This is a genomic window from Variovorax sp. 38R (genome assembly GCF_014843395.1).
GTDB classification, from domain to species: Bacteria; Pseudomonadota; Gammaproteobacteria; order Burkholderiales; family Burkholderiaceae_C; genus Variovorax; species Variovorax paradoxus_H.
On the sequence record NZ_CP062121.1, the window covers coordinates 612,819 to 627,585 of the forward strand.

Sequence of the window (14,767 nt, forward strand, 5' to 3'; positions counted from 1 at the left end):
GGGACGGCTAGCGCCGTCGCCATGAAAAAAGCCGCCACAGTGATGTGGCGGCTTTTTTCGTTGGGTTGGGCGTGTGCTTCAGTCCGCGGCGGGTGCTGCGGGCGCGGCGGGGGTGGCTTCTGCGTCGGGCGCGGCAGCCTGCACGTCCGTCGCTTCCGGTTCCGGTTCCGGTGCTGCTGCGGCAGCCGCCGCGGCTGCCGCTGCCCGCTTCTGATCGTCGCGCACGCGCTGCAGCGTGCGCGTCACGTCGGCGGGCTTCATGCCGTACATGTCGGCGAACTCCTGTTCGCTGCGGCCGCTGGCTTCGAAGGCGCGCAGCAGGGCTTCGCGCTTGGCGGCCTGCTGGGCGAGTTCGGCCAGGGCTTCGTCGACGATGGCGTTGGTGTTGGCGTCGCGCGAGCGCACCAGCACGGCATACGCCTCGTGGTCGAGGCCCGAGGCTTCGATGGCCTTGGCGATGCGCGTCACCAGCTGCGGACGCAGGTCTTCGCCGGGGTTGCGGTGCGAGCGGCGGCGGTGCAGCTCGAGGATGGCGTGGTGCACGTGCTCGGGCGCGACCGGGTCGAGCGCGTTGCCGTCGAGGTCATGGCGCGCATGGCCGGCGGCCACGCTCTCCAGGTAGCGCGTGGAGCGCGCATGCTGGCCCATCGCGACCTTCAGGTCTTCGGCCTTGAAGTCTTCGGGATGGCGCGCGATCAGCTCTTCGTACACGCCGAGCTTGAGCGGCACGAAGCGTGCGCCGAAGAGCTGCGGGTACAGCGCGAACAGGCGCTCGAGCACCGGGTTGACCTTGCGCGGTGCGCGCTGGGCTTCCGGTTGTTGTTGCTGCTGCTGCGGGCCGCGCGGCTTGCGCCCCTGCTGAGGCTGCTGCTGCCCCTGCGGGCGCTGCTGCTTCGCCCGCGGCGGGCGTTGTTGTTGCTGCTGCTGTTGCTCGGAAGCGGGCTGCGCAGCCGACGCGTCAGCGCCTGCGTCGGGGCCCGCGCCCGTCTTCAGCTGTTGCAGCTGCTCGGCCAGGTCCTGGCGCGGGCGCCGTGCGTTGCGCGCGTTCGTGTTCGGGGCGGCGGTGGATGCGTCGGTCATACGTGGGATCGGCGGTGGGCGCGATGGATGGAAAGAGGAACAACAGAAAGCCGGTTGACCGCGTTCAGCGGGGCCGGAACATCCTGAACATATTGTCGGCGCTGATCTCGAAATAATCGGCCGGACCGCCGCCGCGCAGGATGGGCTGCGCCGCTGCGGTGTCGTAGATGCCGTTCTTGAGCAGGTGGCGCGCGATGTGCACGCCCACCACTTCGCCGAGCACGAGCCAGGTCTGCACCGGCACGCCATCGACGCCTTCGAGCTGGATCAATTGCGTGAGACGGCATTCGAAGGACACGGGGCTCTCGGCCACGCGCGGCACGGCGATCTGATTCGACGCCACCGGCGTGAGGCCCGCGAGCTCGAACTCGTTCACTTCGGGCGGCACGGCCGCGCACGACTGGTTCATCCGCTCGGCCAGCGGGCGCGTGGCCAGGTTCCAGCCGAACTCGCGGGTCTGGCGGATGTTGTGCAGGCTGTCCTTCGCGCCGATGCTCGCGAAGCCGACGATCGGCGGCGTGTAGTTGAAGGCGTTGAAAAAACTGTAGGGCGCGAGGTTGAGCACGCCGTTCTCGTCCTGCGACGAGATCCAGCCGATGGGACGCGGGCCGACCATCGCATTGAACGGATCGTGCGGCAGGCCGTGACCCTTGGCGGGTTCGTAGTAGTGGAAATCGTCGTTGGACATCATGGCTCTCAATGGCTCAGGGCCGCGGTGCGCGCGGCCGTGCGGCCGATCAGCAACCGGAACGGCAACAGCATCAGCACGCCGACACCGAGCTTCACGCCGAGGTCGCCGAGCGCCCAGGTGAGCCAGGGGCCGTCGGTGCCTGCGAAGGCGATGCCCCAGAAGACGATGCTGTCGAGCACGGCCGCGATCACCGTGGCCACGAGCGGCGCGCGCCACCAGAGGCCTTGGCGCAGGCGGTCGAACACGCGGATGTCGAGCAGCTGCGAGGCGATGAAGGCCAGGCCCGAAGCGGCGGCGATGCGCGCCGGCGCGAGCAGCAGCGACACCGCCACGGCCACCGCGAAGCCGACCCACGCCACGCGGCGCGCCATGCGGGGGCCGAAGCGCCGGTTGACGAGATCGCTCACGAGGTAGGCCACCGGGTAGGTGAAGGCACCCCAGGTGAGCCAGTCGTTGATGGCGAACTGCACGAGGATGTTGGACGCGAGCACCACGGCGGCCATCGCCAGCGTGGCGACGGCCAGCTGGCCGGTGGTGGGGCGGTGGAAATCCATCATCAAACTCAAACGGCGGTGCCGAGCACGCTGCGCGCCACGGCCTCGGCCACCTTGATGCCGTCCACGCCGGCCGACAGGATGCCGCCCGCGTAGCTCGCGCCTTCGCCGGCCGGGTAAAGGCCGCGCACGTTCAGGCTCTGCAGGTCGTCGCCGCGCGTGATGCGGATCGGCGACGAGGTGCGCGTTTCCACGCCCGTGAGCACGGCGTCGTGCGTGTCGAAGCCCTTGATCTTGCGACCGAAGGCGGGAAAGGCTTCGCGCATCGCCTCGATGGCGTAGGCGGGAAGGGCCTGGTGCAGGTCGGTCGGCGTCACGCCCGGCTTGTACGACGGGATGATGCTGCCGAGTGCGGTCGACGGCTTGCCGGCGATGAAGTCGCCCACCAGCTGGCCGGGCGCGTGGTAGTTGCTGCCGCCGAGCACGTAGGCGTTGCTTTCGAGCTGGCGCTGCAGCGCAATGCCTGCGAGTGCGTCGCCCGGGAAGTCCTTCGGATCGATGCCCACCACGATGCCCGCGTTGGCGTTGCGTTCGTTGCGCGAGTACTGGCTCATGCCGTTGGTGACCACGCGGCCCGGCTCGCTGGTGGCCGCGACCACGGTGCCGCCGGGGCACATGCAGAAGCTGTAGACCGAGCGCCCGTTGCTGGCGTGGTGCACCAGCTTGTAGTCGGCCGCGCCCAGCAGCGGATGGCCCGCATGGCGGCCCCAGCGGGCGCGGTCGATCAGGCCCTGCGGGTGCTCGACGCGGAAGCCGATCGAGAAAGGCTTGGCCTCGATGTACACGCCGCGCGCATGCAGCATCTCGAAGGTGTCGCGCGAGCTGTGGCCCAGCGCCATCACGACGTGGTCGGCGCGCAGCTCGCTGCTCTGGCCGGTCGTCTGGTCGAGCACGGTGAGCCCGCGCAGGTGGCCGTTTTCGATGTGCACGTCGGTCACGCGCTGCTCGAAGCGGATCTCGCCGCCGAGCGCGACGATCTGTTCGCGGATGTTCTCGACCACCTTCACCAGCTTGAAGGTGCCGATGTGCGGATGCGCGACGTACAAAATTTCGGGTGGCGCGCCGGCCTTCACGAACTCTTCCATCACCTTGCGGCCGAGGAAGCGCGGGTCCTTGATCTGGCTGTAGAGCTTGCCGTCCGAGAAGGTACCGGCGCCGCCTTCGCCGAACTGCACGTTCGACTCGGGGTTGAGCACGCTCTTGCGCCACAGGCCCCAGGTGTCGCGGGTGCGTTGGCGCACGGTCTTGCCGCGTTCGAGCACGATCGGCTTGAAGCCCATCTTCGCGAGCATCAGCGCCGCGAAGATGCCGCAGGGGCCGAAGCCGATCACCACGGGGCGCGTTGCATCCGCGGGCGCATGGCCCGGCGGCGTGTAGCGCATGTCGGGCGCGGGCTGGATGTGCGGGTGGCTGGCGTGCTTGGCGAGCAGCGCGGCTTCGAGCGCCGCATCGGCCAGCTGCACGTCGCAGATGTAGACCGTGAGGAGGTCGACCTTGCGGGCGTCGAAGCTGCGCTTGTAGACGGTGTGGGAGGCGATCGCATCAGGCGGAACGCCGAGCGTTCGGGCGATCAGGGAGACCAGCGCGTCAGGCGCGTGGTCGAGCGGGAGTTTGAGTTCGGAGATTCGCAGCATGTCGTGGGGCTTGTGGTTATCAAGCAGACCGACGATTTTAAGCGCCCAGGGCGCTATGAAACTTGTAGCTGGTCAGGCGGGGAAAAAGCCCTCGACCGACAAGTAGCGCTCGCCCGTGTCGTAGTTGAAGCCCAGCACCACCGCATCGGGTGCCAGCGAGGGCAGCTTCTGCGCGATGGCCGCGAGCGTCGCGCCCGACGAGATACCGACCAGGATGCCTTCCTCGACCGCGCAGCGGCGCGCCATTTCGCGCGCGGGTTCGGCGTCGACCTGCAGCACGCCGTCGAGCAGCGAGGTGTCGAGGTTCTTCGGAATGAAGCCCGCACCGATGCCCTGGATGGGGTGGGGCGCCGGCGCGCCGCCCGAGATCACGGGCGAGGCCACGGGCTCCACCGCGAACACCTGCAGCTTGGGCCACTTCTTCTTGAGCACCTTCGCCACGCCCGTGATGTGGCCGCCCGTGCCCACGCCGGTGATGAGCACGTCGATGCCCTCGGGAAAGTCGGCCGCGATCTCTTCGGCCGTGGTGCGCACGTGCACGTCGACGTTCGCGGGGTTGTTGAACTGCTGCGGCATCCACGCGCCCGGCGTGCCGGCCACGATTTCCTCGGCGCGGGCGATGGAGCCCTTCATGCCGTTGGCGCGCGGCGTGAGGTCGAAGGTGGCGCCGTAGGCCAGCATCAGGCGGCGGCGCTCGATGGACATGCTGTCGGGCATCACCAGGATCAGCTTGTAGCCCTTGACGGCCGCGACCATCGCCAGGCCGATGCCGGTGTTGCCCGAGGTCGGCTCGACGATCGTGCCGCCGGGTTTCAGCGCGCCGCTCTTCTCGGCGTCTTCGACCATCGCGAGCGCGATGCGGTCCTTGATCGAGCCGCCGGGGTTGGCGCGCTCCGACTTGATCCAGACCTGCTGCTTCGCGTGACCGAACAGGCGGTTGATGCGGATGTGCGGCGTGTTGCCGATGGTCTGGAGGATGTTCTGGGCCTTCATGGAATCTCCTTGGATCAATGCGTTTGTCGGACGGACAGCGCGCATTGTGAGACCAGCCCGCGACCGTTTCAGCGCGAGGGTGTTGCGGGCTTTCCCGTCTTCACGCCTCCAGGGCTTCGAGTGGCCCGAAGAACTCGTAACGCAGCTGCTGCTTGGGCACGCCGAGCGCCAGCCCGTTGGCATAGACCGCCTTCATGAAGGGCTTCGGTCCGAGAAAGTACAGGTCGACGTCACGGTCTTCCGGCAGCAGCCCGGCCAGCAGCTCACGGGTGACGAAGCCGGTCGCGTGCGGCGTGTCGGTGTCGCGCGGCGCGTCGTAGACATACAGCGGCTTCACGTTCGCATGCCGCTTTGCCAACGCATCCACGCGGGCGCGGAACGCATGCGCGCCGCCGTGCCGGGCCGCGTGGACGAAGTGCACCGGCCGGCCCGTGTGCGCCATCGATTCGAGCATGCTCATCGCGGGTGTGATGCCCACGCCGCCCGTCACCAGCACCAGCGGGCGCGCCTGCTCGCCGGCGGGCTGCAACACGAAGTCGCCGCACGGTGCCTGCGCCTGCAGCTGCGTGCCGATCACGGCGGCCTCGTGCAGCCAGTTCGAGGCGCGACCGCCTTCTTCCTTCTTCACGCTGATGCGGTACCACGGCTTGCCCGGCGCGTCGGACAGCGAGTAGTTGCGCCGCACCGGCTGGCCGTCGATCTCCAGCACCAGCGTGAGGTACTGCCCCGGCGAGAACGCCAGCAGCGGGCCGCCGTCCTCGGGCTCCAGGTAGAACGAGGTGATGACTTCGCTTTCGTCTTCGCGCCGCGCCACGCGGAATTCGCGCGTGCCGCGCCATCCGCCGGTCTGCGCCGCATTGGCGCTGTAGACGGCTTCTTCCGCGGCGATGAGCAGGCTCGCCAGCGATTCATAGGCCTCGCCCCACGCCGCAATCACCTCGTCGGTGGCGGCATCGCCGAGCACCTCTTTCACGGCGCGCAGCAGGTAGTGGCCGACGATCGGGTAGTGCTCGGGCAGCACGCCCAGCGCCGCGTGCTTCTGGATGATCCGGGGCAGGGCGCCGGCGATCTCGTCCAGCCGGTCGATGTGCGCGCCGTACGCGATGACGGCACCCGCCAGCGCGCGCGCCTGCGTGCCGGCGGCCTGGTGCGCTTCGTTGAAGAAGGCCTTCACCTGCGGATGGCCCTCGAACATGATCTTGTAGAAGTGGCGGGTGATGGCCTCGCCGTGGGCCTTCAGCGCGGGCACGGTGGACTTGACGATGGCGATGGTTTGCGGGTGCATGGTCTGGCGTTCCTTCGGTTGGAGATGCCTGTGTCATCTCACGATCCGTGCCAGCCGGAAGGCCGTTGCAAGTGCTTGACGTCATTGGGGATTTATCAGGCGTGGTCAAATTAACAACAAATCAAGCGTTGTATATATGACCGCAAACCGTGTCGATTCGACCACCGAGCCCGAAGCCGAGGCCGCCCGCTACCGATCGCTTCTCGCCGCCGCGCGCGGACTGGTCCGCTGCGATGCCGCCGCGCTGCTGCAGCTCGACGTCGACGTGCTGAAACCCGTCGCGGTCGACGGCCTGAGCGATGAAACCCTCGGGCGCCAGTTTCCCGTGGCCGCCCATCCGCGTTTTGCGCGCCTGCTCGGCAGCGAACGGGGCCTGCGTTTCGCCCACGACAGCAACCTGCCCGACCCGTACGACGGCCTCGTCGCCGGCCAGCCGGGCATCCTGCCGGTGCACGACTGCATGGGCGCGCCGCTGCGCCTGCGCGGCGCCCTCTGGGGTCTGCTCACGCTGGATGCCCTGGAACCGCACGCCTTCGATGCCGTGAGCCCGGCGCAGATGGAGGCGTTGGTCACCCTCGTCGAGACCGGCATCGAGGCCGCCCACACGATCCGCGAAATGCAGGCGCGCGCGATGCGCGAGCAGGCCGTGGCGCAGGCGCTGCGCGCAGGCCGCGGCGCGCCCCGCGAGCTGCTGGGCAGCAGCCCGGCGATGAAGCAGCTGTGCGACGAGATCGACACGGTCGCCGTGTCCGACCTCACGGTGCTGCTGCTCGGCGAAACCGGCGTGGGCAAGGACCTCGTCGCGCAGCGCCTGCACGCGCGCTCGCGGCGCAGCGAGCAGCCGCTGGTGCAGGTCAACTGCGCGGCGCTGCCCGAGACGCTGGCCGACAGCGAACTCTTCGGCCACAAGCGCGGCGCGTTCACCGGCGCCGTGCAGGACCGCGACGGCAAGTTCGAGATCGCCGACGGCGGCACGCTCTTTCTCGACGAAGTCGGCGAGTTGCCGCTGAGCGTGCAGGCCAAGCTGCTGCGCGTGCTGCAAAGCGGCGAGGTGCAGCGGCCCGGCAGCGACCGCATGCGCAAGGTCGACGTGCGCGTGATCGCGGCCACCAACCGCGACCTGCCCGCAGCGATTGCGCAGGGCCGGTTTCGCGCCGACCTGTACCACCGGCTGTCGGTCTATCCGCTCGTCGTCGCGCCGCTGCGCGAACGCGGGCGCGACGTGCTCGTGCTCGCCGGCAGCTTTCTCGAGGAGAACCAGCACCGGCTGGGCGCGCGCAACCTGCGGCTCTCGCCGGCGTCGAAGGCCGCCCTGCTGGCGCACGGCTGGCCGGGTAATGTGCGCGAACTCGAACATGTGATCAGCCGTGCGTCGCTGCGGGCGTTCAGGGAACAGCCGCGCGGTTCGCGCTGGACGGCCATCGAACCGCACCATCTGGCGCTGGAGACCGCCGCCGCGACAGCGCCCGTGGCGGCGCCAGAGCGGGCCCTGGCGAGCGAACACGCGGGGCTTGCAACCGCAGGCGGCACGCTGCGCGAGGCGACCGAGGCCTTCCAGCGGGCCTGGCTCTCGGAGGTCCTCGCCCGCCACGGCGGCCGCGTGGCCAGCGCCGCGCGCGAGGCCGGCATCGACCGCAGCAACTTCCATCGGACGCTGCGCAAGCTGGGCCTAGTGCAGGCCGGCGACAACGAAACGCCCGACTGACGATCGAGGCATCGCCCAAAGGGTCATCGCGCGCCGGGCGATAATCGCGCCGTGAAGCACGCCAGACCGCCGCTGGTGCAAGCCCGAAAGGGACGACGCTCTGCCTTCGGGCAACAGCATCGGGTCGAAAGATCGCACTGGAGGAACGTCCGGACTGCACAGGACAGCGCAGGAGTTAACGACTCTCCACCGCGAGGTGAGGATCAGAGCAACAGAGACGAGCCGATTAAGTTCGGGTGAAACGGGCAATCTCTGCGCGCAGCAACACCAAGTAGGCCAGTATTGAGGTGGTTCCGCTGAGCTGGCGGGTAGGTGGCATCGAGCCGTTTGGCGACAAACGGCCCAGAGTAATGGCGGTCACGCCGGAGTCTTCGCAAGAGGGTTCCGGTGCACAGAATCCGGCTTATCGGCGAGCTTCACACTTTTCTTTTTCGACCACGGCCTCCTGCCGTCGTCATGCATCGAGCGCGCCGCACGGCAGCCGATGCGACGCGTAGCAACGCCGCAGCGCGTCGATCCACCCTGACGAAAAACCGGCCAGCGTCGCCTCGAGGATCAGGCCGGCGTCGTCGGACAGGCTGGCCGCCAGGTCGGGGCTGCCGCAGGCGCCCATCACCTGCTTGAACACCGGTTCGCGCAGCGCGGCCGAGCCCTTCTCGATGGCCTGGCGGGTCGGTTCCGGCCGTTGTTCGAGCGTCTTCTGCAGCCCGGCGTGGGCGTGGGACCAGGCTGGGTCGAACGGCGCTGCGTCCCTGTCGTCCAGATAGTCGTCGACCGAAAAGCCGGGCGTCGCCATGGCTTGTTGCAGCGCCTGCGCGATGTCGAGCGCGAGTTTTTCCGTTTCCATCGGGTCATTGTCCAGGCCGTGCAACGGTCGCCTGCAAGGATTGGTAGAAACCCGTACAATTGTTAGCAAGCTAACTAATTGATAACGCCGTGGCCGATACCGAACCCATCTCCCCGCTGCGCGAACACGCGCTGATGCGGCTCGGCACCTCGCTGTCGGTGCTCCAGCGCGGCTACCGCGCGGCGGCCGACAAGGCGGTGGCACACGTCGGCCTGTCGCAGACGCTGGCCTGGCCGGTCGTGGTGCTCGGGCGCATGGAAGACGGCGTGCGCCAAGGCACGGTGGCCGAGGCGCTGGGCATCGAGGGGCCGTCGCTGGTGCGCTCGCTCGACCAGCTGGTCGAGGCCGGCCTGGTCGAGCGCCGCGAAGACCCGGCCGACCGCCGCGCCAAGACGCTGCACCTCACCGCCGCCGGCCGCGCCGTCTGCGAGCCCATCGAGGCTGCGCTGCGCCAGATGCGCGCCGCGCTGTTCGAAGGCATTCCCGACGAGGACATCGCCGCCACCTTGCGCGTCTTCAGCGCGCTGGAGGCCAAGCTCGGCCGCAGTGCCTCCGGCATGCAGAGCCTGCAGCAGGAAGGGCGCGGCCAGTAAATGGCACTGTCGATGGCGTTGCCGCGCTTCACCCGCGCGGAAGTTCTCTTTTCGGTCAAGAGCTTCGCCGCCGCGATGCTGGCGATGTACCTGGCCAGCCGCGCCGGCCTGCCGCGCCCGTTCTGGGCGCTCATGACCACCTACGTCGTCGCCCATCCGCTGGCCGGCGCCGTGCGCTCCAAGGCGGTGTTCCGCTTCTGCGGCACGCTCATCGGCAGCGTCGCCACCGTGCTGATGGTGCCCGCGCTGTCCAACGCGCCCGAGCTGCTCACGCTGGTGCTCGCGCTGTGGGTCGGGCTGTGCCTGTACATCTCGCTGCTCGACCGCACGCCGCGCTCGTACGTCTTCATGCTCGCGGGCTACACGGCGGCGCTGATCGGCTTTCCGTCGGTGCAGACGCCGCTCGTGCTGTTCGACACCGCCGTGGCGCGCGTGGAAGAAATCGGCCTGGGCATCTTCTGCGCCACGCTGGTCCACAGCCTCGTGCTGCCCGCGGGGCTCGCGCCCACCGTGCTGGGCCTGCTCGACCGCACGTTGAAAGACGCGCGCCAGTGGATCGGCGACCTGTTCCAGCCCGGCGATCGCGGCACCCCCAAGGACGTCGACCCCAAGCGCCTGGACGACGACCGCCGCCGCCTCGCGGGCGACATCACGCAGCTGCGCCTGCTCTCGACCCACGTGCCCTTCGACACCACGCACCTGCGCTGGACCGCCGGCGCGATCCGCGCCATGCAGGACCGCGTGGCGGCGCTCACGCCCGCGCTGTCGGCCGTCGAAGACCGGCTGCAGGCGCTGGCGCAAGCCGAAGGCCGCCTGGCGCCCGACGTCACCGCCGTGCTCGCGCTGGCCGCGCAGTGGCTGCGTGACGAAAGCGACCCGGCCGTCGATGCCTCTGCACGCTTGCAGGCGCTGCGCCAGGCGATCGGCGCGCTGGGCACTGCACAAGATGCGGGGCTCACGCCCTGGGCCCGCGCCCTGCGCATCGGCCTCGCGGGCCGGCTCGAAGAACTGGTCGACGGCTGGACAGCCTGCGCCCAGCTGCGCCGCGACATCGACGAAGGCCTGAAGGGTGGCGCGCCGCTGCGGCGCACGGCTGCGCTCGGCCATCGCGCGATGCACCGCGACTACGGCATGGCGCTGCTCTCGGCGCTTGCGGCCGTCATCGCCATCTGCCTGTGCGGCGCGTTCTGGATCCTCACGGGCTGGACCATGGGCTCGGCCGCCACCATGATGGCCGCGGTCTTCTGCTGCTTCTTCGCGACCATGGACGACCCGGTGCCGGCGATCCACGGCTTCCTGAAGTGGACGCTGTGGTCCATTCCGATCTCCGCCGTCTACGTGCTCGTGCTCATGCCCCCGGTGCAGGACTTCGGGATGCTGGTCGCGATCTGCGCGCCGCTCTTCCTGTTGCTGGGCCTGTACCTGCCGCGCCCGACGCACTTCATGGCCGCGATGGCGCTGGTCTTCGGCGTGTCGGGCACGCTCGCGATGCACGACACGGCCAGCGCCGACCTCGTGAGCTTCATCAACAGCATGATCGGCCAGGTCGTCGGCGTGGTGGTCGCAGCGCGCGTCACGCGGCTGGTGCGTTCGGTGGGCGCCGACTGGAGCGCGCGCCGCATCCAGCGTGCCACCTGGCGCGAACTCGGCGACATGGCCGCTTCCACCCAGCCGCAGTACGCGCAGAGCGACGCTTATGCCGTGCGCATGCTCGACCGCATCGGCCTGCTGGCGCCGCGCATCGCGCAGGCCGGCGGCACCGTCGAGGGCGTGGCCGCCAACGACGCGCTGCGCGACCTGCGCATGGGCGCCGACATCGCCGTGCTGCAGCGCGTGCGCGCCCAGTTGCCGATGGCCACTTCGGCTGCGCTGCTCGGCGGCATTGCGCGGTTCTTCCGCCAGCGCGGCGAAGGCCGCATGGCGCCGCGTCCGGCGGCACTGCTGCCGCAGATCGATGAAGCATTGGCCGCCGTGCTCGCTGCACGCGACACCTCCACCGCGTCGCGTGCCGCCGTCACCGCACTGGTCGGCCTGCGCCGCAACCTGTTCCCCGACGCGCCGCCTTCGCTCGCGGCCGTGTCTTCTTCTTCTTCACCGCAAGGAGCTTCCGCATGATCGGCGAAGCCAGTTTCTACGGGCTCTACGTGCCCTGGCTCATGTTGCTGGCCGCCGCCGCGCTGCTCGCCCTGTGGGGCGTGCGCCGGCTGCTCGCCGCCACCGGCCTGTACCGCTGGGTGTGGCACCCGGCGCTGTTCGACATGGCGCTGTACCTGGTGCTGCTGTACGGCCTGAGCCGGCTCACGGCGCCCCTGCAATGACAACTCAAACACCACAGAGATTCCCATGAAAGCCAACCCCTTCGCAGACAACCCCCGGGCCCAGAGCCTGCTGCGCGTTCTTCTCACCGTGGCCGTGGTGGCCGCCGCCGTCTGGGCGGGCTTTCGCCTGTGGGACCACTACGAGCTCGCGCCGTGGACGCGCGACGGCCGCGTGCGCGCCAACGTGGTCCAGATCGCGCCCGACGTCTCGGGCCTCGTCACGGCCGTGCCGATCCGCGACAACCAGTCGGTCGCCGCCGGCACGCTGCTGTTCGAGGTGGACCGCGCGCGCTACGACCTCGCCGTGCGCCAGGCGCAGGCCGCGCTCGCCGCGCAGCGCGCCGTGAGCGCCCAGGCCCAGCGCGAGAACGCGCGCAACACGGGGCTCGACGACCTGGTGTCGAAGGAGTCGCGTGAACAGACCCGAGCCCGCGTCGAGCAGGCACACGCTGCCGTCGCGCAGGCCGAAGTGGCGCTCGATTCGGCGCGCCTGAACCTGCAGCGCGCCGAAGTGCGCGCGCCGGCCGACGGCCTCGTCACCAACCTCGACCTGCGCCAGGGCAGCTACGCCGCTGCGGGCCACCCGGTGCTCGCGCTGGTCGATGCGCAGTCGTTCTATGTCGAGGGCTACTTCGAAGAAACCAAGCTGCCGCGCATCCACCTGGGCGACCGCGTGCGCGTGACGCCGATGGGCGGCGGCGCGGTGCTCGAAGGCGCGGTCGACAGCGTGGCCGCCGGCATTGCCGACCGCGACCGCTCCACCAGCGCCAACCTGCTGCCCAGCGTGAACCCGACCTTCAACTGGGTGCGGCTGGCACAGCGCATCCCGGTGCGTGTGAAGCTCGATCCGCTGCCCGAAGGCGCGCGCCTCGTGGCCGGCCAGACGGTCACCGTGCAGGTCCTCGAACGCGACGCCCGCACTGCTGACGTGCCGAAGAAGGGATAAGTGCCATGACCCGCTTCGCTTTTCGCATGGCCTCGCTCGCTCTCGTGGCTATTGCGGCCGGACTCGCGGCCTGCGCGGCGGTCGGCCCCGACTACCAGCAGCCGCCCGAGGCACTGGCCAGCCAGCCCGCTGCCGGCAAGCCTTTCGCCGAAGCACCGGCGAACGCCGCGCCGCTGCCCGCGCACTGGTGGCGCCTGTACCACGACCCGCTGCTCGACCGGCTCGTCACGCAGGCCCTTGCGCACAACACCGACCTGCGCCAGGCCGTCGCCAACCTCGAACGCGAACGTGCCATCGAAACCGAAGTGGCCGGCGCCAAGTACCCCACCATCGGCGTCAACGGCGGGCCGTCGTTCGGCCACGTCTCGGGCCTGTCGCTGCTGCAGAAGGGCTACGAGCCGCCGAACACCTTCAACTACAGCGCGGGGGCGTCGCTGTCGTACCAGGTCGACCTGTTCGGCCAGATCCGCCGCGCCATCGAGGCCTCGGCCGCCAACAGCCAGGCCGCCGAAGCGGCGCTCGACCTCGTGCGCGTGAACGTCGCGGCGGGCACCGCGCGCGCCTACGCCGAAGCCTGCTCGGCCGGCCTGCGGCTGCAGATTGCGCAGAAGTCGGTCGCGCTGCAGCAAGACGCCGTGAACGTCACCGAGCGCCTGCAGCGCGCGGGCCGCGCCGGCGCCATCGACGCGGGTCGTGCGCGCGCCCAGCTCGCGCAGCTCGATGCCGCGCTCCCGCCGCTGAAGGCCCAGCGCCAGGGCGCGCTCTACCGACTGGCCACGCTCACCGGCGCACTGCCGCAAGACTTTCCGCGCGAGGTGGCAGACTGCACCGTCCCGCCGCGCGTGGCCGGCGCACTGCCGGTGGGCGACGGCGCCGCGCTGTTGCGCCGCCGGCCCGACATCCGCCAGGCCGAGCGCAGCCTCGCTGCATCGACCGCGCGCATCGGCGTGGCCACGGCCGACCTCTATCCGAAGGTCACGCTGGGCCTCTCGGGCTCGTCGGCCGGCCATGCCACCGGCTTCGGCCGGCAGGACACGCTGGGCTGGAGCGTCGGCCCGCTGATCTCGTGGACCGTTCCCAACACCGGCGCCGCGCAGGCCCGCATCGCACAGGCCGAAGCTGGCACGCGCGCCGCGCTTGCCAAGTTCGACGGCACCGTGCTGACGGCGCTGCGCGAGACCGAGACCGCGCTCGGCACCTACGCCCGCGAGCTCGACCGCCGCGCCGCGCTGCAGGCCTCGCGCGACGAAAGCGCCAAGGTCGCCGCGCAGGCGCGCCAGCTGTACCGCAACGGCCGCACCGCCTACCTCGACACGCTCGACGCCGAACGTGCATTGGCCGGTGCCGACGCCGCATTGGCGGCCAGCGAGGCACAACTGGCCGACGACCAGGTCGTGCTGTTCATGGCGCTCGGCGGGGGCTGGGAGCCGGCCGATGACGCGGTCGCACAAAGCCTACAAGGCAAGCCCGCCGCGACCGTCCGTTAAGCGGCACGCGCCGCTCGCCGGCCGCAACGCTCAGCGCGTGAACAGCCAGCCGCCCTTGGGCTGGCGCGTCAGCTCGTGGCGCTTGATGGCGCGCTCCTCGCCGTCGTCGCCCACGTAGACCACCTCGAAGCGCAGCAGCCGGGGCGACACCAGCTTCCAGTTCTGGATGCGCTGCACCGTCACGCAGGCGGTCTTGTCGTGGTACTGCATCTCGGCCATCGGCCCGCCCTGGAAGCCCGTGCCGTCGAACAGCCGGCCGGGCGCCGCGAAGGGGTTGAGCACCGCGCCGTTGCGCGCCGTGATGCAGCCTTCGGTACGCAAGAAAGATTCGATGGTCGGCGACGCGCTCCCCACCACCTTGCCCACCGCGGGGCTCGGGGGCTTGCCGCCGACGACCTCGCGGATGCGGTCCACCTGCACCGCGGTGATCGGCGCGAGGCCGTCTTTCGAGACCACGGTGGGCTGGGTGGCCGTCGCCGCGGCCGGCGCGCCGATCGGCGCGTCGGGGAACAGCAAGGCGGTGAGGTAGCTGCAGCCCGCCAGCAGTGTCAGAGGCAGGGTGCAGGCGAGGGCGCGGATCGGTGGTCCGAACTTCATGGTGATCAATCTCCCGTGCGCGGCCCAAGGGCCGTTT

The 14,767-nt window shown here is 70.0% G+C and carries 14 protein-coding genes and 1 other RNA gene; 7 read left to right on the top strand and 8 right to left on the bottom strand.

What is annotated here, in order from left to right; genetic code table 11:
* Nucleotides 1-78 precede the first annotated feature (78 nt).
* The 6 genes from IG196_RS02695 to hmpA form a co-directional block, all read right to left on the bottom strand.
* Entirely contained in the window at nucleotides 79-1,080 is a 1,002-nt protein-coding gene (locus IG196_RS02695) for a ProQ/FinO family protein (protein WP_192194925.1), read from the bottom strand.
* A 64-nt stretch (nucleotides 1,081-1,144) separates the two neighbouring features.
* Nucleotides 1,145-1,771: a flavin reductase family protein gene (locus tag IG196_RS02700; RefSeq protein WP_192194926.1), complete on the bottom strand. Its 627-nt coding sequence runs from the start codon at nucleotides 1,769-1,771 to the stop codon at nucleotides 1,145-1,147.
* A gap of 5 nt (nucleotides 1,772-1,776) precedes the next feature.
* Nucleotides 1,777-2,325, bottom strand: a complete 549-nt coding sequence (locus IG196_RS02705; protein ID WP_192194927.1) for a VUT family protein — start codon at nucleotides 2,323-2,325, stop codon at nucleotides 1,777-1,779.
* A gap of 8 nt (nucleotides 2,326-2,333) precedes the next feature.
* Entirely contained in the window at nucleotides 2,334-3,959 is a 1,626-nt protein-coding gene (locus IG196_RS02710) for an NAD(P)/FAD-dependent oxidoreductase (protein ID WP_192194928.1), read from the bottom strand.
* 72 nt (nucleotides 3,960-4,031) lie between these two features.
* Nucleotides 4,032-4,952, bottom strand: coding sequence for a cysteine synthase A (cysK, locus tag IG196_RS02715; protein WP_192194929.1), 921 nt, complete (start codon nucleotides 4,950-4,952; stop codon nucleotides 4,032-4,034).
* Between the two features lie 100 nt (nucleotides 4,953-5,052).
* Nucleotides 5,053-6,237: an NO-inducible flavohemoprotein gene (gene hmpA, locus IG196_RS02720; RefSeq protein ID WP_192194930.1), complete on the bottom strand. Its 1,185-nt coding sequence runs from the start codon at nucleotides 6,235-6,237 to the stop codon at nucleotides 5,053-5,055.
* Between the two features lie 136 nt (nucleotides 6,238-6,373).
* On the opposite strand from hmpA, the gene norR reads away from it, so the two are divergent.
* On the top strand, nucleotides 6,374-7,942 hold the full coding sequence (norR, locus tag IG196_RS02725; protein ID WP_192194931.1) for a nitric oxide reductase transcriptional regulator NorR: 1,569 nt from the start codon (nucleotides 6,374-6,376) through the stop codon (nucleotides 7,940-7,942).
* A gap of 53 nt (nucleotides 7,943-7,995) precedes the next feature.
* An RNA gene (rnpB, locus tag IG196_RS02730) (RNase P RNA component class A) lies at nucleotides 7,996-8,364 on the top strand.
* Nucleotides 8,365-8,396: 32 nt separating this feature from the next.
* Here the strand turns inward: rnpB and IG196_RS02735 are convergent.
* Nucleotides 8,397-8,789, bottom strand: coding sequence for a hypothetical protein (locus IG196_RS02735; protein WP_192194932.1), 393 nt, complete (start codon nucleotides 8,787-8,789; stop codon nucleotides 8,397-8,399).
* Between the two features lie 134 nt (nucleotides 8,790-8,923).
* Here IG196_RS02735 and IG196_RS02740 point away from each other — a divergent pair, with 134 nt between their 5' ends.
* The 5 genes from IG196_RS02740 to IG196_RS02760 are packed head-to-tail and all read left to right on the top strand — an operon-like array spanning nucleotide 8,924 to nucleotide 14,133.
* Nucleotides 8,924-9,382, top strand: coding sequence for a MarR family winged helix-turn-helix transcriptional regulator (locus IG196_RS02740; RefSeq protein WP_192196902.1), 459 nt, complete (start codon nucleotides 8,924-8,926; stop codon nucleotides 9,380-9,382).
* Nucleotides 9,383-11,497 carry an FUSC family protein gene (locus IG196_RS02745; protein ID WP_225616907.1) on the top strand — a complete coding sequence of 705 codons (2,115 nt, stop codon included), beginning with the start codon at nucleotides 9,383-9,385 and terminating at the stop codon, nucleotides 11,495-11,497.
* A complete protein-coding gene (locus IG196_RS02750; RefSeq protein WP_192194933.1) occupies nucleotides 11,494-11,700 on the top strand; it encodes a DUF1656 domain-containing protein in 207 nt (68 codons plus the stop codon). Before IG196_RS02745 ends, IG196_RS02750 begins: the two co-directional genes overlap by 4 nt.
* A gap of 25 nt (nucleotides 11,701-11,725) precedes the next feature.
* Nucleotides 11,726-12,646, top strand: coding sequence for an HlyD family secretion protein (locus IG196_RS02755; RefSeq protein ID WP_192194934.1), 921 nt, complete (start codon nucleotides 11,726-11,728; stop codon nucleotides 12,644-12,646).
* 5 nt (nucleotides 12,647-12,651) lie between these two features.
* The gene (locus IG196_RS02760) at nucleotides 12,652-14,133 is read left to right on the top strand and encodes an efflux transporter outer membrane subunit (RefSeq protein WP_192194935.1); all 1,482 of its coding nucleotides are present in this window, start codon (nucleotides 12,652-12,654) and stop codon (nucleotides 14,131-14,133) included.
* Nucleotides 14,134-14,163: 30 nt separating this feature from the next.
* Here the strand turns inward: IG196_RS02760 and IG196_RS02765 are convergent, their stop codons facing one another.
* Nucleotides 14,164-14,730: a hypothetical protein gene (locus IG196_RS02765; protein WP_192194936.1), complete on the bottom strand. Its 567-nt coding sequence runs from the start codon at nucleotides 14,728-14,730 to the stop codon at nucleotides 14,164-14,166.
* Between the last annotated feature and the right edge of the window lie 37 nt (nucleotides 14,731-14,767).